The following is a 16812-nucleotide window of genomic DNA, read 5'->3' as shown; positions in this document are numbered from 1 at the left end:
TTCTAAGTTCAATAAATTCTTAATTTTTTTAGTGATCAATGAGATCAGCAGTTGGAAGAGGGGGTGCTATGTTACCTATATCAGAACGTAATGCACTTCTGGTTCAGCAGCTTCACGAATTGATCAAGCGCACTGCTGACATAACGATCCTCACCGCGAACAAAGGTGGTTGTAGTATGTGTGAATCGCTCGGCTAAGTCGAATACAGAGAAATGATCTGGTCTTTTGTGAATAACATTGCATGGCATAATGGTAAAAGCAATTCCAGACTCCACACAGCTGAGCAGGTTATCCATCGTACTAACTTCGATGATATTACGAGCGGACAGCCCCTCTTCCTGCAAAAATTCTTCGGTCATTTCACGATACGGGCAGCCCTCGGGGAAAACAACCCAAGATACTTGGCACAGACTTTCGGGTGGTGTGTCCATCTGTTTGGATATGATATGCACCGTGTCTTGCATCTCGTATTCCACTTTCAGTCCTTCCTTCACACAAGCCCCACTGATAAAGGCACCATCAATCTCATCGTCCTGTATTTTCTTGCGCAGTACTTTGGGTGAAGTGGCGTTAACGAGTGAGATGGATACCATCGGGTAGGTTGTTTGATATTCATTCAGAATCTCCATAAAGCGGCTGGATGCCGCCGTTTCCACAATGCCAATTTTCAGTGTGCCAGCAGGCTCACCTGGATCGGTCATATCCTGCTTCAGATCGTGCAAAAGGTTGTGAATCTGTGTGGCGTACTCAACAAACTGCTCTCCTTTGGAGGTCAGTACAACGCCTTTGGGAAATCGGTTGAACAGCTGTATTTGATATTCCTGCTCCAGTTTTTTGATGCGCGTAGTGACATTGGATTGCGCGTAATTCAGTTCTTTGGCGGCCTGAGAGATTTTGCCTGAACGTGCTACCGCGAGAACAATATCGATATCGGAAAGTTCCATGCTGTATCCTCCTGAACGTGGATTAACTTCAATTACTTCCGCAGATGTTGATGTTAGGTATCTCTATGAGAGATACAACTATATATTTCAATCATTTTACGATATATCGGAGCCGACTTACAATATCCTTAATAACGAAGAGAGTTGGGATATGACATGGATAACATGAATACACGTTCAACATTATTGAGCCCGGTGAAGATTCATCAGTGGCAATTAAGGAACCGAATTGTGATGGCTCCGTTGACCCGGGGCTTTGCTGATGATCAGGAGGGGACCGTGACGGATAAGATGGTCGCATATTATGAGCAGCGTGCGCGAGATGGTGTGGGACTTATTATTACCGAGGGCATTAACCCGAATCTGGCAGGCAAAGGCACCTATGGCATCCCCGGTCTATACACAGATGAACAGACGGCTTCTTGGCAAAGGGTAACGGATGCTGTTCACAGACATGGAGGCACCATTATTGCTCAGCTCTGGCATGTCGGCAGGTTGTCCCACTCCGACCTGATCGGAACCGCTCCACTGGCACCTTCAAGCCTTGCGGCAGAGGGAAGAGTGCATAAGCTGCATAAGCCGTATCAGTTACCCCAAGCGATGAGTGCACAGGATATAGCGGATACGATTCAGCATTTTCAGACGGCCGCCCGTAATTCGGTTCTGGCAGGGTTCGACGGGATCGAGCTGCATGCTGCGCATGGGTATCTGATCGACCAGTTTATCAATGAGAAGACCAACCACAGAACAGACGAATACGGAGGAGACAATGCGGGCAGATTGCGGTTTCTCCGGGATATTATTGTGGCTGTGAAAAAAGAGATCAGTGTGGATCGCATATCAGTACGATTCTCCGAGAAAAAGGATGATGATGCATCCTATGCATGGGCAGACAAACCTGGAATGATCGATGCATATCTGAACTTGTTCCGCGAGACGGGAATTACGATCTTGCACCCCTCGACAGATCATTATGAGAAAGCGTGGGAAGGGGAGCAGTCCTTTCACGAGCGGATTCGAAGTCTGTGGGATGGAATCATCATCGGTGTGGGCAATTTGGATGTTCAGATCGCGGAGCACGCTATTGGCAAGGGAATTATAGATCTGGCTGCCTTTGGCAGACCGTTTATCTCAAACCCTGATCTGGTACAGAGATTGCATACGGGTCAACAATTGATTGAGTATGATGCGAATGCACATTTGCCTGTTTTGGTGTGAAAATAAAGTGAAAAAAGGGCAGAATAGGCTGCCCTGAGGTTCAGATACTTTTTGAGTGATCCAGCGGTTTCATTTCGTTTCTTCTTGTTGAGCTTTTTTCGATATACCAGAGAATGATCATAGACAACGCATAGAACAGACTGAAAGCTAGAATAATGATCCATACACTTTCCATGTCCATGCTTTTGATGAAAATGCCTGTCAAATATGGACTAAGTGTATAACCCAGGCAACCTACGAATAACAGCAAGCCATTAAACCGCCCCTGATGTGTATCGGGTACACGCGAAGCAATATACAGATTGATATTGGTCTGCACGAGAATCTCTCCAATGGTCCACAGCACCGTGGATAAGGCGACGATGGAAAAGTGGGGGAAGTAACCGAGCAGGTTCAAGGCTCCAAATCCGATTCCATAGAAGAGTGCGCCTGTAGCTATGGAGTTTAGGGCAGTTAATTTGCGTGTAGCGGACAGGATCACGGTGGTAAGAATAATGACGCTAATGGCATTGATGGTCATGACAGAGCCGTAATATGCTGCCCCGTTCTCGCCAAATGAATGATTCATCTGGAGTGGGAGGCTAAATGAGTATTGCATATAGATAAAATAGTTAAGAAATGACACGACGATGAAAAAGGCAACGAGTGGATTTTTCAGCAGTAGTCTGAATAACGGCGAAGGCGGTTGGCTCGATCGTTGTTGTTCTTGTTGTTGTTCAGCATGTGGGCTGGCTGTTGACGCCAATTCTTTGCGTGTACCGACCTTGACCTGGTTGATGATGATGAAGGTAGATATCAGAAACACGGTGCCTATACTTATAAAGACGATGTTGACATGATCCTTGATGAAAAAACCGGCGATCAGTGGTCCGATGGCTATACCCAGATTGGCCCCCAAATACATGAGGGAAAAGGCAGACTTTCGCTCTTTCTCCTCCGTACACAGTTGAATAATCAGTGCATTATAAGCAGGCCGGGTAATACTGATGAAGAACATGACTGCAATCAGAAGATAACCAACGGTAATGGTGCCTGACCAAAAAGAGCAGCTTATAATCATGATGGCAGACAACAGTTGCCCGATGACAATAATTGTTTTTTTGCCCATAAGATCGCTTAAATAGCCTCCGAGAAGTACACCGGGCCCGCTAATCAGGGCTGCCATGGACACAAAGATCCCTGCACTGACCACATTCATGCCCATCTGCAACGTAAGCACCAAGGTAATCAGGGAGAATACAAAATCTCCCGTACTGTTAATCGTTCTGGCTAAACAGAGATAATAGATATCGCGGCTCAGACCCGCGTAGGTTTTGAATAACGACAATAATTCCAGCCCTCCCCAAGATAACCGTCACTCCAGACCAAAAACAGTGAGGATGATACGTACATCTTATACGGTTTCAGCAACCGTCACTTCAATCTTGAAACGATCGTACATAACCAGCAGGGTTTGACGCAATTCCTCGAACGAATCACCCTCCACGATAGCATAGCCTGATCGGGTCATGGTATCGTTGACGTCCCCGGCGCGCTGTCCCACTTGATAGGATACATTGAACTCAATGATGCCAGGGATATCGGCATAATCCTCTATCCCGGATATGTGTTGAATTACCCCTGCGCGTGAAGGGAAGCAGATCATGCCTGTGAATTTATGGCGCGTCTCCTGTTGCTTAAATTCATATATTCCAACTTCCAGATCAGTGACGGCTTCGAAGAAATCAACGCCATGGGTGTTCTTGATACAAGGAGGCATAACATGTGATCCCCCGATTCTTGCACCAATTTCTCCAAACACCACTTCTCCTTCCGGAGTCAGAAAAAGTTCGGCATGTGTTACGGATTGATTGATACCCAAGGAAGCAATGACCCGTTCATTGAGTTCTTTGATGTGATTGATAAAATCAGCTTCCGTGCCTTCAGGGAACGTAATACTGGCTGGAGGTTTCTGCTTCGTCGCAATATCCAGGCAGTTATACAGGTATTGGGAGACAGATGCAAATACAACTTTGCCCTTAGACACAATGGAATCACAATGAAACTCCGTACCGTGGATGAATTCCTCCAGCAAATCCCTTTGCTGTGCTTGTCTTGTATGGTGTAGATAATGTACCAGTTCATCCATGCTGGATAATTTGAACGTATTGATACTTCCATATCCGCTGAGTGGCTTCACAATAATCGGAAACCCGTGCACAGCAGTGAAACGAATATAGTCCTGTTCATGTAGAGCAATTGCAATTTTGGATGTCCGAATTCCGCGTTGATGCAGCATTTGTTTCATGATCCATTTGTTGCGAACAGCCTCAGCCTGATTGCGCTGCATACCGGGGATTCCGAACTCGGAACGGAGCTGACCACCGATCTCAATCGCATTCTCACCCGGTGTTAACAAAGCAGAGATGGAATGGGATTCTCGGATCTGCATCATATGCTCCCGGATGGCATCTACCGACTCCAGATGATCGACATATCTAATTTCATCAAAGAAGTCCCTCAGCACCTCATCATGATGCAAATTATGCCGTTCAATAATCAGAATTTTCTTGTGCTCTGCCAATTTCTGCAAAGGTTTAACGAAGTTTAATCCAGTTGGAAGCCTGAAATCAGATATGTATACAATTGTTTTCATAAATCCTCCCTCAACAAAATGATAAAAATAGCAAAAATTCATTTCATAACATTATAACTCAACATTTTCCATTTTCAATGCACTTTTTGGCGGGAAATATGAACGGAAATACATATTTGTGTTACGTTAAAGTGTTAATTGACAATAGGAATTTTTTGGTATACGATCTTTAGCGGATTAGAAATAAAAAGGAGGAAATAGAAATAAATGGAGATCGTTAAAGAGAAATATGCCATACTGGGAACGCTGGGAGACGATGAAGGATTCCTGACTTGCAGCATGCATATCGCAAAGAAGTTAGGCAACTCGGAACGTATCAAGCCATACCCTGAATTTGAAGCGGCTGCGGAAGACTTGAGATTAGGGATCATATCCTGCTTGCTGGTCCCCGGGGCGTATCCCAAGCTCAACAGCTTCATCATGGATTCTGAACTAGCGGTGTCTGAGAGCTTTGTGGAGAAAATTCCTGCGCTGGTTCTATCCGGCTGCCATGCGGTATGTCCCGATCAGATCGATATTATCTATCATCATCCAGCAACCACATACTTGTTATCTGAACTTGATACAACCTATAGAGAGAGCAGCACCGTATCGTCCAACCCTGAAGCTTGCAGGAAGGTCATGCACAACACAGAGAAATCCATTGCGCTCACGAATCAGCTATGCGCTGATCATTACGGGCTTGTGACCTACAAAGTATTGCGCGAAGGAATCAATATGCCATGGGTATGTTTTACACAAAATACACAGAGGGTGAATACAGTCATATGAAAAGAATTGCTATTATACTGGATAAAAATCTGGAACCTGGCGCCGGCGCTAATGTGGCTGCCCTGTTAATGGGACAAGCAGCCCTGAATGAGCCGGGGTTATATTCTGATCAACCTGTGCTGGATCATAGCGGCGTTCAGCATGCGGGCATCCGATATAGCACTGTCATTCTGAAGGCCGGGGAGAATCAACTGATCAATCTGGCCAAACTCTGCTCAGATGACAGCGGGGGACTGAGCCATGTTGTTTTTTCACAGACAGGCCAGTCACTCAACAATGCTTTTGAACAATATGCAGTTGAGATTGCTTCAATGGGATTGGAAGCTACCAAAGTGGTAGGTGTCATTGTATGGGGCGAGGATGATCAAGTTAGGGCAGCGACCAAAAAATTCAGTGTCATGAAATAAGGGAAAAGGGCAGAAGCTGATCTTAGGGATCACTCTGCCCTTCTTTACATATGAAAGAATCGTTATTCGTTGCTGACAACTGCCGCTTTCTTTTCCGTAAAGTAATACACCAAAGCGAGCAGTGGCATGATCAGGCCAATCAGCGTTGTGAGACTCCATCCTCCGTTCGCATAAGACCAGCTTCCAAGAGAGGACCCGATAGCTCCGCCGACAAAAAAGATTGACATGAATATACCGTTCACACGCCCTCTCGCTTCACTTCCTAACGAATAGATAATGCGTTGACCCAGCACCAGATTTCCCGACACGGCCATATCCAGTGTGATCGCCACAATCACAAGCAGAATCAGTGCAAACGTGGAGTGGCTCTGGAACACATAAGCCAGACCGAATGACGCAGCAGCAATCACCATGGCAGCACCCGTCAGAATTCGCGTTAGTCCGCGATCTGCCAGTCTCCCGGCGATGGGAGCGGCGATAGCACCTCCAACACCAGCCAGTGCGAACCAGGCAATTCCTTGCTGTGACATGCCGAAATCATTAGCGAGCCTGAGTGGAACCGTCGTCCAGAATAAGCTGAAAGCACCAAACAGACTGGCTTGATAGAACGCCCGACGGCGTAACAAAGGCATCGTTCTGAATAGTGTGCCCAAGGAGACGATTAATTGCCCGTATTTCAAGGTGGGTTCAGGCTTGCGAGCAGGAAGAGCACGGGATAGAAGCAACATCAGAAGTGCTATGACAATAGCCGAGAATACAAAGACCGTCTGCCATCCGAAGAGGCTGGTGATGAAACTTGCCACAGGACGAGCGAGCATGATGCCTAGCAGCAGACCGCTCATTACATTGCCGACCACCTGTCCGCGTTGCTCTTCGGAAGTAAGATATGTCGCATAGGGTACCAAAATTTGAGCAACAACAGAACCTATGCCAATGAATAGAGAGGCTGTCAGAAATACAACGGCAGTGGGCGAGAAAGCCGCAGCAATCAGGGCAACGACCAGTACGACCAGGAAAAGCACGACCAAGCGCCGATTCTCGGTAATGTCGCTGAGCGGTACGATAAACAGCAAACCAATGACATAGCCAATCTGTGTCAACGTTACAATCAATCCGGCAGCGGCAGAAGACAGTCCCGTGGTCATGCTAATCGGTCCGATAACAGTCTGAGCATAATACAGGTTAGCCACGATTAATCCACAAGCTGATGCCAGCAAAAAAATAATCCAGGTGGGCACAGGTGCCTTCTTCACTTGTTGTCTCATATCCATCATAATCATCCTCCACAGTTCTAAATTAGTAACTTCTATAAACAGTTAATATTAAAAATCGTCAATTACTAAACGTTACGTACACTAATTACAAACATATAATAAACTAAACGTTTAGTATTGTAAATAGGCTCTACATATTTTAATGAGAATATTAAAGGGGATGAAAAGGTGGGCGGAGGAGGGAATTGTGTGTACTCATGGCAGTTTAGTATAATGAACGTATCGTTTTTATGAAAATTACTGATGATTAAATATATTTTATACATCCAGGAGGGCTCAAGATGACTGCCAAAAGAGGACGTCCGCGTAACATGGAAACCCAGAATGCCATTCTTACAGCATCGTATGAGTTGTTGTTGGAGTACGGATTCGGAGCAGTTACGATCGAGAAGATCGCTGAACGTGCACAGGTGAGCAAAGCCACTATCTACAAATGGTGGCCGAACAAAGGCGCCGTCATTATGGACGGATATATGTCAGCTGCAACGGCAAGATTGCCAGTACCGGATACAGGGTCGGTATTTGAAGATATACGCATACATGCGAGTAATCTGGTTCGTTTTTTGACCAGTCGGGAAGGCAAGGTCATTACACAGATTATTGGGGAAGGGCAATCGGATGCAGGGCTTGCCGAAGAATACCGTACAAGATACATCCAACCACGTCGACGTGAAGCTCGGGGAATTCTGGAGAAGGGTGTGGAGCGTGGCGAATTGAAGGCAGGGGTGGACATTGGATTCTACATTGATCTGATCTATGGGCCGGTGTTCTATCGTATGTTAGTGACGGGGGAAGCGATGGATGATTCCTATGTAGAGGTGTTGCTAAATTCCCTGTTTGGAGGCATTCAGTCCGAATAGATGTAGGGCGAGCGACAATACCGATGAGAGGAAGTAGAAAGAGGGAGGAGGGAAGAGGGCAATTCGTAGGAATCACCCTGGAAGGAACATGTGTGTATTGTACGTGGGAGAAACTTAAACCTGGAATATAGGTGAGATGGCTGTAGGCCATGAATCTGTAGCGTTGGAGGAAAGGGAGGATGAGTGCTCGCTTAACACCGGGGGTTCGTTCCACACCGAACTGGGCAGTTCACGGCGTAGTATAGGGGCTACTTCCTTGGCAAAACGCTCCACTTGCTCCAACTGCTCGCTATGTGTTAATCCATCTACGCTGATACTCAGCACCTGATGTCCGTAAGCGGCATGATAGTCCAGAATTTTCTCAATAACCTGCTCCGGACTGCCGATCAACGCGGGACCTCGTGCAATGTTATCCTCCAGATCGGTAAAGGGAGACTGGTTATGCTGTGCGGCGGCAGTGGCATGGAACGCTTCATAATATGGCTTATAGCGGCGGATGGCTTCTTCACCGGTATCCGCAAGATAGAGACTGCCGGCACCGGAGCCAATCACTGACTGTTGCGGATCATGACCATAATAATCAAGGCGCTCCCGATAGTGATCGATTAACGCTTTGTATTTGGCTTGCGGATGAAAAGAGTTCGACGTAAAGAGCGGCTCGCCATATTTGGCAGCGAGTTCGGTGGAGACCGTGCTGGACGCGCTACCATGCCAGATCGGAATGGATTGCTGAAGTGGCCTTGGCCACGTGGTAACTCCCTCGAGAGGAGGGCGATACGTTCCCTGCCAGGTTACATTCTCTTCAGACCACAGCCGTTTTAGCAGGTGGTAGCGTTCATCGAGTGAATCCCACTGTTCCTCTTCGCGGATGCCGAACAGCGGATAGTGCCGAGGGTCATTGCCTTTCCCAATGATCATCTCCAGCCGTCCGCCTGATATTTGATCCAGCGTGGCATAATCCTCGGCAACCCGGACCGGATCAAGTATACTAAGAAAGGTGACGGTGGTTAGTAACCGGATGCGTGTGGTTGCTGCCGCTATTGCGGTTAATACGACAGGCGGCGAGGAAGATAGAAACGGTGCACCATGTCGTTCACCGATTCCATAGGCGTCGAATCCCAGTCGTTCAGCCAGCATCGCTTGCTCTAATATATTGTGGAATTTCTGCTGAGTCGTCAGAGCTTCCCCGGTTACTGCATTAGGCAGATTCATCATGAGACTAAACAAGGCAAATTTCATCTGACCTTCTCCTTGAACTGAGTTAATAATTCTGTGTCGTATAATCCTATTGAAATAGTAGGATATGTAAGTTGCATTAAATGTATCACGTTCTTTCTAATTCTTCTAATGGATTTTTTCTATAAGCAAATATTCATTTCATGCTCCGATGCATATATGTAAAGGAAATTGCCACGATTTTTATTGACCGCTGTAAAATTTAGGATTAAAATTGTGCTTATCATATAAATTCAAAATTATGGATTTTCATTGTGGAGGTGGGATACATGGAACCTACAACTACGATACGCTCATATATTGAGGACTACATCAGGAAACAAGGGTACACCTTACAGTATTTTGCCGACATATCGGGGGTTAACGCTGGAACCCTCAGTGCGATTATCAAGGGGACTCGACCCATCGCTATGGCACAGCTGGATCTGATTACCCAGGGAATGAAGCTGGAAGAGGGGTATTTCTACGAGATTTATGGGGCTGAATGTTTCGTGGAATCGGCACCCCACTGGAGAAGGCTGGAGCCATTCCTGCAGCGCTGTGCTGAATTGGACAAGCTGGAATGTATTCAGAGGGTTATCCAGGAAGTAACGGATGATCGCTCGTATATCTCGGAGTTGTTCGAATTGGCTGAAGGCATGCTTGAACGTGGACAAAAGAAGGCTGCGCGGATGTTGTATGAATGTGTGGCGGAATGTGAGAAATATCAGCACTCGGAACGTCTGGCGCTGTGCCAGTATCGGATCTTCACGTTATCTCTCGGTCAGGACCAGCATGAGAATCTTCGTGCGGCCGTACATTTTGAGCCGTATATTAATCGGCTGGATGAGGAACGACAACTGGATGCGATTAGGGAGTTGGCTAATACATACAATGGGTTATGTCATTGGGATAAAGTATTTCAGTTAGCCGATGAACTGTTGCAACGAGTCAAATTTTTGGAACAATACAAAAATAAAAAAAAGGGATTGGAGTTTATTCGAGCCTCCAAACACCCGTTATTTACTTATAAATTTTATGCGTACTTATTAACGGCAACAGTATGGGGAGAACGCAAAGAGTACGAAAAGGCACTAGAGTACACTTCTTATTATTCAAATATTGTTATTGAAGATCCTACTTCAGAGGATCAGCTCTTCATAAAACGATTCAAAGATTGGGCTGAAGTTAACACCTATTTGTATAAGTTGATGACAGGGGACTATGATTCACTTAACTCCTATCTCGACTTTATAGAGGATAATGACAATGAAACTCTTCTTGGACTTGTGAAGGTTATGGAAGCGGCTAATCTGTATCAATTGAATGTTGACCACGTTCTCAAAAGATTTGAATTGTTTATTCATATGTTATTAAATGATCGTAACCATCAGAGTAGTTATATTACTCAAATAAAGGATGATCGGTACACTAAATTTTGGGCGGAATTAGCATTCTACCAGTTGTCGAAAGAAAGGTATCATGAAGGATTCATGAACCTGCTTACTTGTCTGAGTTCTGCCCACAAAATCAAGGATGACTCTACCATAATTTATTGTGTGAGTTTATTCGAAGAATACAGAACACAGGCTTCTGATTCAATAGAGTCTCAATATAAAAGTATTATCAAGGAGGTTTATGGTCGATATGAGAAAAAAAGCAATATTGGCATTAACGCTGTTTAGTTCTTTCGTTATGTTTTCTAGTATTACTGGTGGTATAAACAATATTATAAATCTAGTTTTCAATCATGGTGCAGGCGGATATTAGGAGAGTTTTTGATAAGTAATTAAAAGATCTTCAATAGCATGCGTCTTATTTCCCGGATATGGAGATGGGACGCTTATTTGTACTGTCCATTAGATCATTCATAACGAAAATAGGATTTGCCTGTGCAGATTGATATTCAGATGCTTTACGACAAATATTGAACGTTGAGCATTCCTAATCCTTGTATTTCTTTTCGATAAACTTATTAACTTCTCGCGAGAGAAAGGTGCAAGAGATACTTAGGGTAAAATGGATAATATGTCCACAACTCACTTTGACGGTAAAGGATTCGAGTATTCTCGAATACGATATGTAGACATGCTATAATTTTCTTTGCCCACATCTTGTAGAAAAGAAGAGACGTCAACTCTCTATGCAAAATGCTTGATGTTGAAAGTATCTCTATGTAAATAAATATTTTATTCTGCAAAGGAATATAATATGAATTTTTTGGCAATGTATCCTAAAATGTTATACAAAGAGGGGGTGCATGCTGTGAGTGAACCGGTACAGATCACAGATAAAATCGAACGGAACAGGCAAGAGTTGAGTCGTTTGGCGGAGAATCATGGCATGCAAGACAACAAAGTCCTTCGACAGTCCATGGTACTGGACGAGCTTATTAATGAATATAATCGATTCAAATATAAAAGCCATCTCAGGAACAGACAACCGATTGCATAATGCAGTCGGTTTTTTGGTCTAATTCAACCGATTGTTTGGCTAGATTAATTCAGCGGATTTGTTCTTATAGAAATAGCGTAGTCGACTGTAGCGATACAGTCGGCTTTTTTGCGTTCATCTGAAGCCAATGCGGCCAACTTGAGATTCCGTACCAATTCCAGGATTGGCAGGATAGCGAATGATCATTAAAACTGGATATGATGACCCCAGATATATCCAGATTTATCTGTGAAGGGGGCTCATACAATGATCGGGAGAGGGAGGGATGAACCGAAATGATGGACAAGGTACGCATTTTTTTCAGAAAAAACGTAAACCTGCGCACCAAGTTGCTCCTGTTGTTCCTGGCGCTGACGTTGCTGCCGTTAAGTTTGCAGGGATTGATGAACTACAAGCATTTCTCGCAGACGATGGATCGCAAGACCGAGCAGTTCACCATTGATATGGTTCGCCAGATTAACGCCAATCTGAATCGGCTGCTGAAGGACTTTGAGCGGTTGTCGCTCTTGCCGCTTTACGATCAGATGGTGCTTGGCATTCTGGGCAAATACAACGCTTCAATGGGGTCGGGTGCATGGGCGAGGTCTGAGGATTATCTGAAAATGAAGCTCTACACATCTGGTCAAGCTTATGACCGACCCGAGATTCGGGGGATTCACCTGATCAGCAACAGCGGCATTCTGTTCTCCAATCTCGATTCGCTGACGGTCAAGCCAGTATGGGACAGCAGGCAGGATGACTGGTTTGCAGAGCTTGAAGACTCGGAAGGGACATGGCGCCTGCTTCCTCCGCATGAACCCGGCTATTACACGGGCGGTCAGCAAGAATCGTATATATCAGTGGGCAGAGTGCTTCGAGATCCGGGTACGCTCCAGCGATTGGGTTACATTCTGATTGACATCCGTCTGGAGGCCTTCGGCCAACTGTTATCCAATCTGAATTATGAGCAAGATGCAGGCCTGATGATTGTAGACAGCAAGCAGCGTCTTCTGTTCGAACGGACCTCAACCGGAGGAATGTCTGCGTACGACCAGTTGCTAATGCATGAACAGCTTCAAAGCTATGCAGGAAACCAAAAAGTTGTTCTGGATGGGCAGCCCTATCTCTACGTACAACACCATTCCAGCTATTCCGGGCTTTCGGTGATCAGTCTTACACCTATTGCCGTGATTCAAAAGGAGTCGGGTGAGATGCTCACCTTCACAATATGGTTCGCAGTGTTGTGTATGGCGGGTATAGCGATTCTGGCGGTTCTGTTATCCTATCGTATCACCCGGCCACTGATTCGACTGAAGCACCACATGATTCGGGTGGAGCAGGGAGATTTCAGCCAGCGGGTAGCACACTTCAGCAGTGATGAATTCGGACAGATGAGCCGGGGCTTTAACCGAATGATGGAAGAGATTCATCGACTGTTCAATGAGGTGTTTCTGCTGGGCATTCAAGAGCGGGAGGCAGAGTTGTCAGCATTGCAAAGCCAGATGAATCCCCATTTTATATACAACACGCTGGAGTCCATTAACATGATGGCCATTCGCCAGAAGCATGCTGAGGTGTCGGACATGGTAACGGCGCTTGGCAAGCTTTTGCGTTACACGATTGATAAGGTGGACCGGATGGTTCCCCTTGGGGAAGAACTGGCTTTTGTACAATCCTATGTACGCATTCAACAGGTACGTTACGATGGCAAGTTAGAGGTCATCTATGACATTGAAGAAGCAGTAACGGAATGTTCGATTCCCAAGCTAATGCTGCAACCGCTGGTGGAGAATGCAGTCTACCATGGCATTGAAGGGCAGGAAGATGGGGGAATGATCTGGGTATCTGCCTTGCAATTTGACCATGAGCTGCTGATTAGCGTGCGAGACAACGGTAAGGGTATGGCTCAGGCAGAGATGGATGAGTTAAACGAAGCCATCTCCAGACAGCCTGCCCATGAGGCATTACGTTGCCATGCCGGTGATAGTCTGGGACTCAACAATATCGCCCAAAGGCTTCGCCTCATATATGGAGAAAGCGGCAGCCTAAGCATCGATGGAAGTCCCGGGCAGGGTCTGGTAGTCACGATATCCATTCAACTTCTACCGAAAGGGGAATGAAGCGTATGTACAAAGTATTGCTTGTAGAGGATGAGACGGTCATCCGTCAAGGACTGAGAGAGCTGATTGTACAAGTGTCTTCTCAGTTTCAGGTAACGGGCGAAGCGTCGAGCGGTACCGAGGCGCTGGATTTTCTGAGGTGTGAAGTGCCGGATGTGTTAATCACGGATATTCGTATGCGCGAAATGGACGGATTGACATTGGTATCGAAAGCCAGAGACATGTACCCTGAATTGTTAATGCTCATCATTAGCGGCTACGGCGAGTTTGAATATGCACGCAGAGCGATGGAGTTCGGGGTGTTGAACTACCTGTTGAAGCCAATCGAACGCTATGAACTGGCATTATGCATACAAAAGATTCAATTGCTGCTGGATCGCAGATACGGTATTACAACTCTTTCTATCCCTGAGCCATCAGGCAAAGCAGAACACGCTGGCGGAGATACACGGAAGATTATCCGAGATGTGAAGGAGCACATCAAGCAGCATCCCGATGGAGATCTGCGACTTCAGACGATAGCAGATCTCGTTAACTTGAACCCCACTTATTTAAGCCAGTTGTTCAAGAACGAAATAGGCATCAATTATTCTGAATACATCACTGAGGCACGTATGGAGCGGGCCAAGTGGTTGCTGATCAACACGGGTCTCAAAATCTATGATGTGGCACGGTTATCCGGGCATCAGAGCCCCAAACACTTCATGCTGGTGTTCAAGCAGCAGGTGGGATGGACCGCAGGAGAATATCGAGACCGATTCAGTATCTCTTGAAAAACCATACCATTTCTGTAGTTGACGTGATTTATGAGGGAACGCTGCTTTCGTTATACTTTGGTTGCACATGTATACCACGACGTCCATAAGGGGGATTTCCATGAAAAAAGCAGGACTGATACTGATGCTTGTACTCATGATGATGGCTTCAATCGCGTGCACAAGCTCCAATTCCAGCAGTGAATCTGGGAGTGCAGGCGGGGAGAATGGCGATGTCGAGCTGAAGTTCATGATGTGGGGCAATCAGGCGCATATGGATGTATACAACAAGTTGATCGATGGCTTCACGAAGGAAAATCCAGGCATCAAAGTAACGATGGAATCCGTACCTTTTGCAGAATACCAGCAAAAAATTTCAGTGCTTGCCGCCGGAGGCTCTCTTCCCGATCTCGCCTGGGTATCGGAGCGAATGGTACCGCAATTCAAGTCCAACCACATTCTGGCCGATGTATCCGAGTTCAAAGATGATGCACAGTTTAAGCTGGATGATTATATTCCAAGCACATTGGATTTGTTTCGTGATGGCGACCAACTGCTGGGACTACCTTTTTCTACACCTCCGGTGGTCATGTTCTACAATAAAACGCTGTTCGACAAGGTCGGCCTGACTGATCCAAACACACTTGCCACCCAAGGACAATGGACATGGGAACAGTTCGAAGAGTCCGCCAAAGCCATTACCAGCAAGGATGCGACTAACCGAGTCTATGGTGCCAACTTTTTTCGCGACTGGAAGACCTGGGCGGTGCTCTCCTCCTATTCCTGGTCCAATGGAAGCGGTCCATTCGACGAAGGCATGACAACGTTCACCTGGAACGATGCCTATGGCGTACAGACCTTTGAATTACTGGAACGCATGATGTTCACCGATGAATCACACCCGAAGGCGGGCGAACAGGTCAGCTTTGATGCGGGTAATGTGGGCATGTTCTTTGATAATTACAGCTATGTTTCCAAAGCAAGAGAGATTACGGATTTTGAATGGAGCATCGCTCCTATGCCTTCCGGCTCTCAAGGCAGTGTGCCGATGCTGGGGCAGGCCGGATATGCCATGTTCAACGACAGCAAACATCCAGAGGAAACGAAGAAGCTATTGAAGTATTTTGCCAGTGAGCAGGGGATTCAGGCCACAGCCACCTACTTTGTACCTCCGCGTACCTCTGTTCTGAACTCAGATGCATTCATTCTTCAGCCGAATAACCCGAGCAAAGAGCATATTGTGCAGGCCGTCATTGATGAAATGCCGAAAGCGCGCTTAATTCCCGGTCATATCCGTTGGCAGGATATCGACAATGCGGTATTGCAGGGATTTGACCGACTGTTTGCAAAGGCAGCGACAGCTGAGGATAACCTGAAACAAATGCAGGAAGAGATCCAAAGTGTGTTGCAACCCTGAATAACTCGATCAAAACCGGAGGTGAGAATGATGGGCAAATTCAAAGAATTACTTGAGCGGAAACCGCTGTCGCTGGTGGTCAGTCTGCCTGAGAATGATATTGCTTTGGCTCGGGTAGCCATGGAAGAGGGTGCTGATGCACTGAAGGTGCATTATAATGTCGGTCATCGCGCCAGCGGGAATCATTTTGGTCCACTGGACATGTATGCCGAAGTTTTTCGGGCGATCCGTAGCGAGTTTGGTGGTCCGCTTGGGGTCGTACCTTCTGGCAATATAGATGGAGCACAAAGGGAGGATGTGGAGCGTCTTGGGGGGATGGGCTTTGATTTCTATTCCATCTATGCACATCACTTGCCATCTTTCATGTTGGATGAACTGGGGCTGGACCCAACGTTTGCGATCAATGAGGAATATGATGATTCGCTCGTAACATCGGCAGCGCACTTCGGCTTCACCGCTCTGGAGGCATCCATTGTACCCGGAAAGGAATATGGTACACCGCTGAGCTTCGCGGATGTGCTCAAGTATCGCCGTCTGGTCTTACAAGCCCAGGTTCCGGTATTAGTTCCTTCCCAGCGAAAGCTGGTACCGGAGGATGTTCGGGTGCTGTGCCATACCGGGGTCAAAGCGATCATGCTTGGGGCGGTCGTGACAGGCAACACGGAGGAACAGTTGCGAAGGGCTGTGAATGGATTCCGCAATGTGGTGGACAGTCTGAACCGTCCGGACTATATAAGTTGAATTAAAGAATATTTACACTTGC

The 16812-nt window shown here is 46.3% G+C and carries 15 protein-coding genes; 10 read left to right on the top strand and 5 right to left on the bottom strand.

Annotated elements, in window-relative coordinates; translation table 11 throughout:
• Window positions 1-80 precede the first annotated feature (80 nt).
• Window positions 81-944 carry a LysR family transcriptional regulator gene (locus tag FS628_RS25345; protein ID WP_145325729.1) on the bottom strand — a complete coding sequence of 288 codons (864 nt, stop codon included), beginning with the start codon at window positions 942-944 and terminating at the stop codon, window positions 81-83.
• Between the two features lie 165 nt (window positions 945-1109).
• On the opposite strand from FS628_RS25345, the gene FS628_RS25340 reads away from it, so the two are divergent.
• Window positions 1110-2162 carry an oxidoreductase gene (locus tag FS628_RS25340; RefSeq protein ID WP_260871185.1) on the top strand — a complete coding sequence of 351 codons (1053 nt, stop codon included), beginning with the start codon at window positions 1110-1112 and terminating at the stop codon, window positions 2160-2162.
• A gap of 40 nt (window positions 2163-2202) precedes the next feature.
• On the opposite strand, the gene FS628_RS25335 is transcribed toward FS628_RS25340, so the two are convergent.
• Together FS628_RS25335 and FS628_RS25330 are read right to left on the bottom strand one after the other, a co-directional pair.
• Entirely contained in the window at window positions 2203-3489 is a 1287-nt protein-coding gene (locus FS628_RS25335) for an MFS transporter (protein WP_186327963.1), read from the bottom strand.
• A gap of 66 nt (window positions 3490-3555) precedes the next feature.
• Window positions 3556-4797, bottom strand: coding sequence for an ATP-grasp domain-containing protein (locus FS628_RS25330; RefSeq protein WP_186327962.1), 1242 nt, complete (start codon window positions 4795-4797; stop codon window positions 3556-3558).
• Between the two features lie 207 nt (window positions 4798-5004).
• Between FS628_RS25330 and FS628_RS25325 the strand changes: the two genes are divergently transcribed.
• Window positions 5005-5568 (top strand): hypothetical protein, encoded by a 564-nt coding sequence (locus FS628_RS25325; protein WP_145325725.1) that lies wholly within the window; start codon window positions 5005-5007, stop codon window positions 5566-5568.
• Window positions 5565-5975, top strand: coding sequence for a DUF2000 family protein (locus FS628_RS25320; RefSeq protein ID WP_145325724.1), 411 nt, complete (start codon window positions 5565-5567; stop codon window positions 5973-5975). Before FS628_RS25325 ends, FS628_RS25320 begins: the two co-directional genes overlap by 4 nt.
• A gap of 62 nt (window positions 5976-6037) precedes the next feature.
• Here FS628_RS25320 and FS628_RS25315 read toward each other — a convergent pair whose 3' ends face one another.
• Window positions 6038-7249 carry an MFS transporter gene (locus tag FS628_RS25315; RefSeq protein ID WP_145325723.1) on the bottom strand — a complete coding sequence of 404 codons (1212 nt, stop codon included), beginning with the start codon at window positions 7247-7249 and terminating at the stop codon, window positions 6038-6040.
• A 281-nt stretch (window positions 7250-7530) separates the two neighbouring features.
• Here FS628_RS25315 and FS628_RS25310 point away from each other — a divergent pair, with 281 nt between their 5' ends.
• Window positions 7531-8109 carry a TetR/AcrR family transcriptional regulator gene (locus tag FS628_RS25310; protein ID WP_145325722.1) on the top strand — a complete coding sequence of 193 codons (579 nt, stop codon included), beginning with the start codon at window positions 7531-7533 and terminating at the stop codon, window positions 8107-8109.
• Window positions 8110-8223: 114 nt separating this feature from the next.
• Here FS628_RS25310 and FS628_RS25305 read toward each other — a convergent pair whose 3' ends face one another.
• On the bottom strand, window positions 8224-9348 hold the full coding sequence (locus FS628_RS25305) for an LLM class flavin-dependent oxidoreductase (RefSeq protein WP_145325721.1): 1125 nt from the start codon (window positions 9346-9348) through the stop codon (window positions 8224-8226).
• 266 nt (window positions 9349-9614) lie between these two features.
• Here FS628_RS25305 and FS628_RS25300 point away from each other — a divergent pair, with 266 nt between their 5' ends.
• The 6 genes from FS628_RS25300 (at window position 9615) to FS628_RS25275 (ending at window position 16790) form a co-directional block, all read left to right on the top strand.
• Complete coding sequence (locus tag FS628_RS25300) at window positions 9615-11009, top strand: helix-turn-helix domain-containing protein (protein ID WP_145325720.1); 1395 nt, start codon at window positions 9615-9617, stop codon at window positions 11007-11009.
• Between the two features lie 580 nt (window positions 11010-11589).
• Entirely contained in the window at window positions 11590-11778 is a 189-nt protein-coding gene (locus FS628_RS25295) for an aspartyl-phosphate phosphatase Spo0E family protein (RefSeq protein WP_036616818.1), read from the top strand.
• 275 nt (window positions 11779-12053) lie between these two features.
• Window positions 12054-13877: a sensor histidine kinase gene (locus FS628_RS25290; protein ID WP_145325719.1), complete on the top strand. Its 1824-nt coding sequence runs from the start codon at window positions 12054-12056 to the stop codon at window positions 13875-13877.
• A 5-nt stretch (window positions 13878-13882) separates the two neighbouring features.
• Window positions 13883-14650 carry a response regulator transcription factor gene (locus tag FS628_RS25285; RefSeq protein ID WP_145325718.1) on the top strand — a complete coding sequence of 256 codons (768 nt, stop codon included), beginning with the start codon at window positions 13883-13885 and terminating at the stop codon, window positions 14648-14650.
• Window positions 14651-14753: 103 nt separating this feature from the next.
• Window positions 14754-16049 carry an ABC transporter substrate-binding protein gene (locus FS628_RS25280; RefSeq protein WP_145325717.1) on the top strand — a complete coding sequence of 432 codons (1296 nt, stop codon included), beginning with the start codon at window positions 14754-14756 and terminating at the stop codon, window positions 16047-16049.
• A 30-nt stretch (window positions 16050-16079) separates the two neighbouring features.
• The gene (locus tag FS628_RS25275; protein ID WP_145325716.1) at window positions 16080-16790 is read left to right on the top strand and encodes a hypothetical protein; all 711 of its coding nucleotides are present in this window, start codon (window positions 16080-16082) and stop codon (window positions 16788-16790) included.
• The last annotated feature ends 22 nt before the right edge of the window (window positions 16791-16812 follow it).

Source organism: Paenibacillus xylanexedens (assembly GCF_007676705.1).
In the GTDB taxonomy this organism is placed as follows: domain Bacteria; phylum Bacillota; class Bacilli; order Paenibacillales; family Paenibacillaceae; genus Paenibacillus; species Paenibacillus xylanexedens_C.
This window is presented reverse-complemented; position numbering and strand designations above follow the sequence as displayed.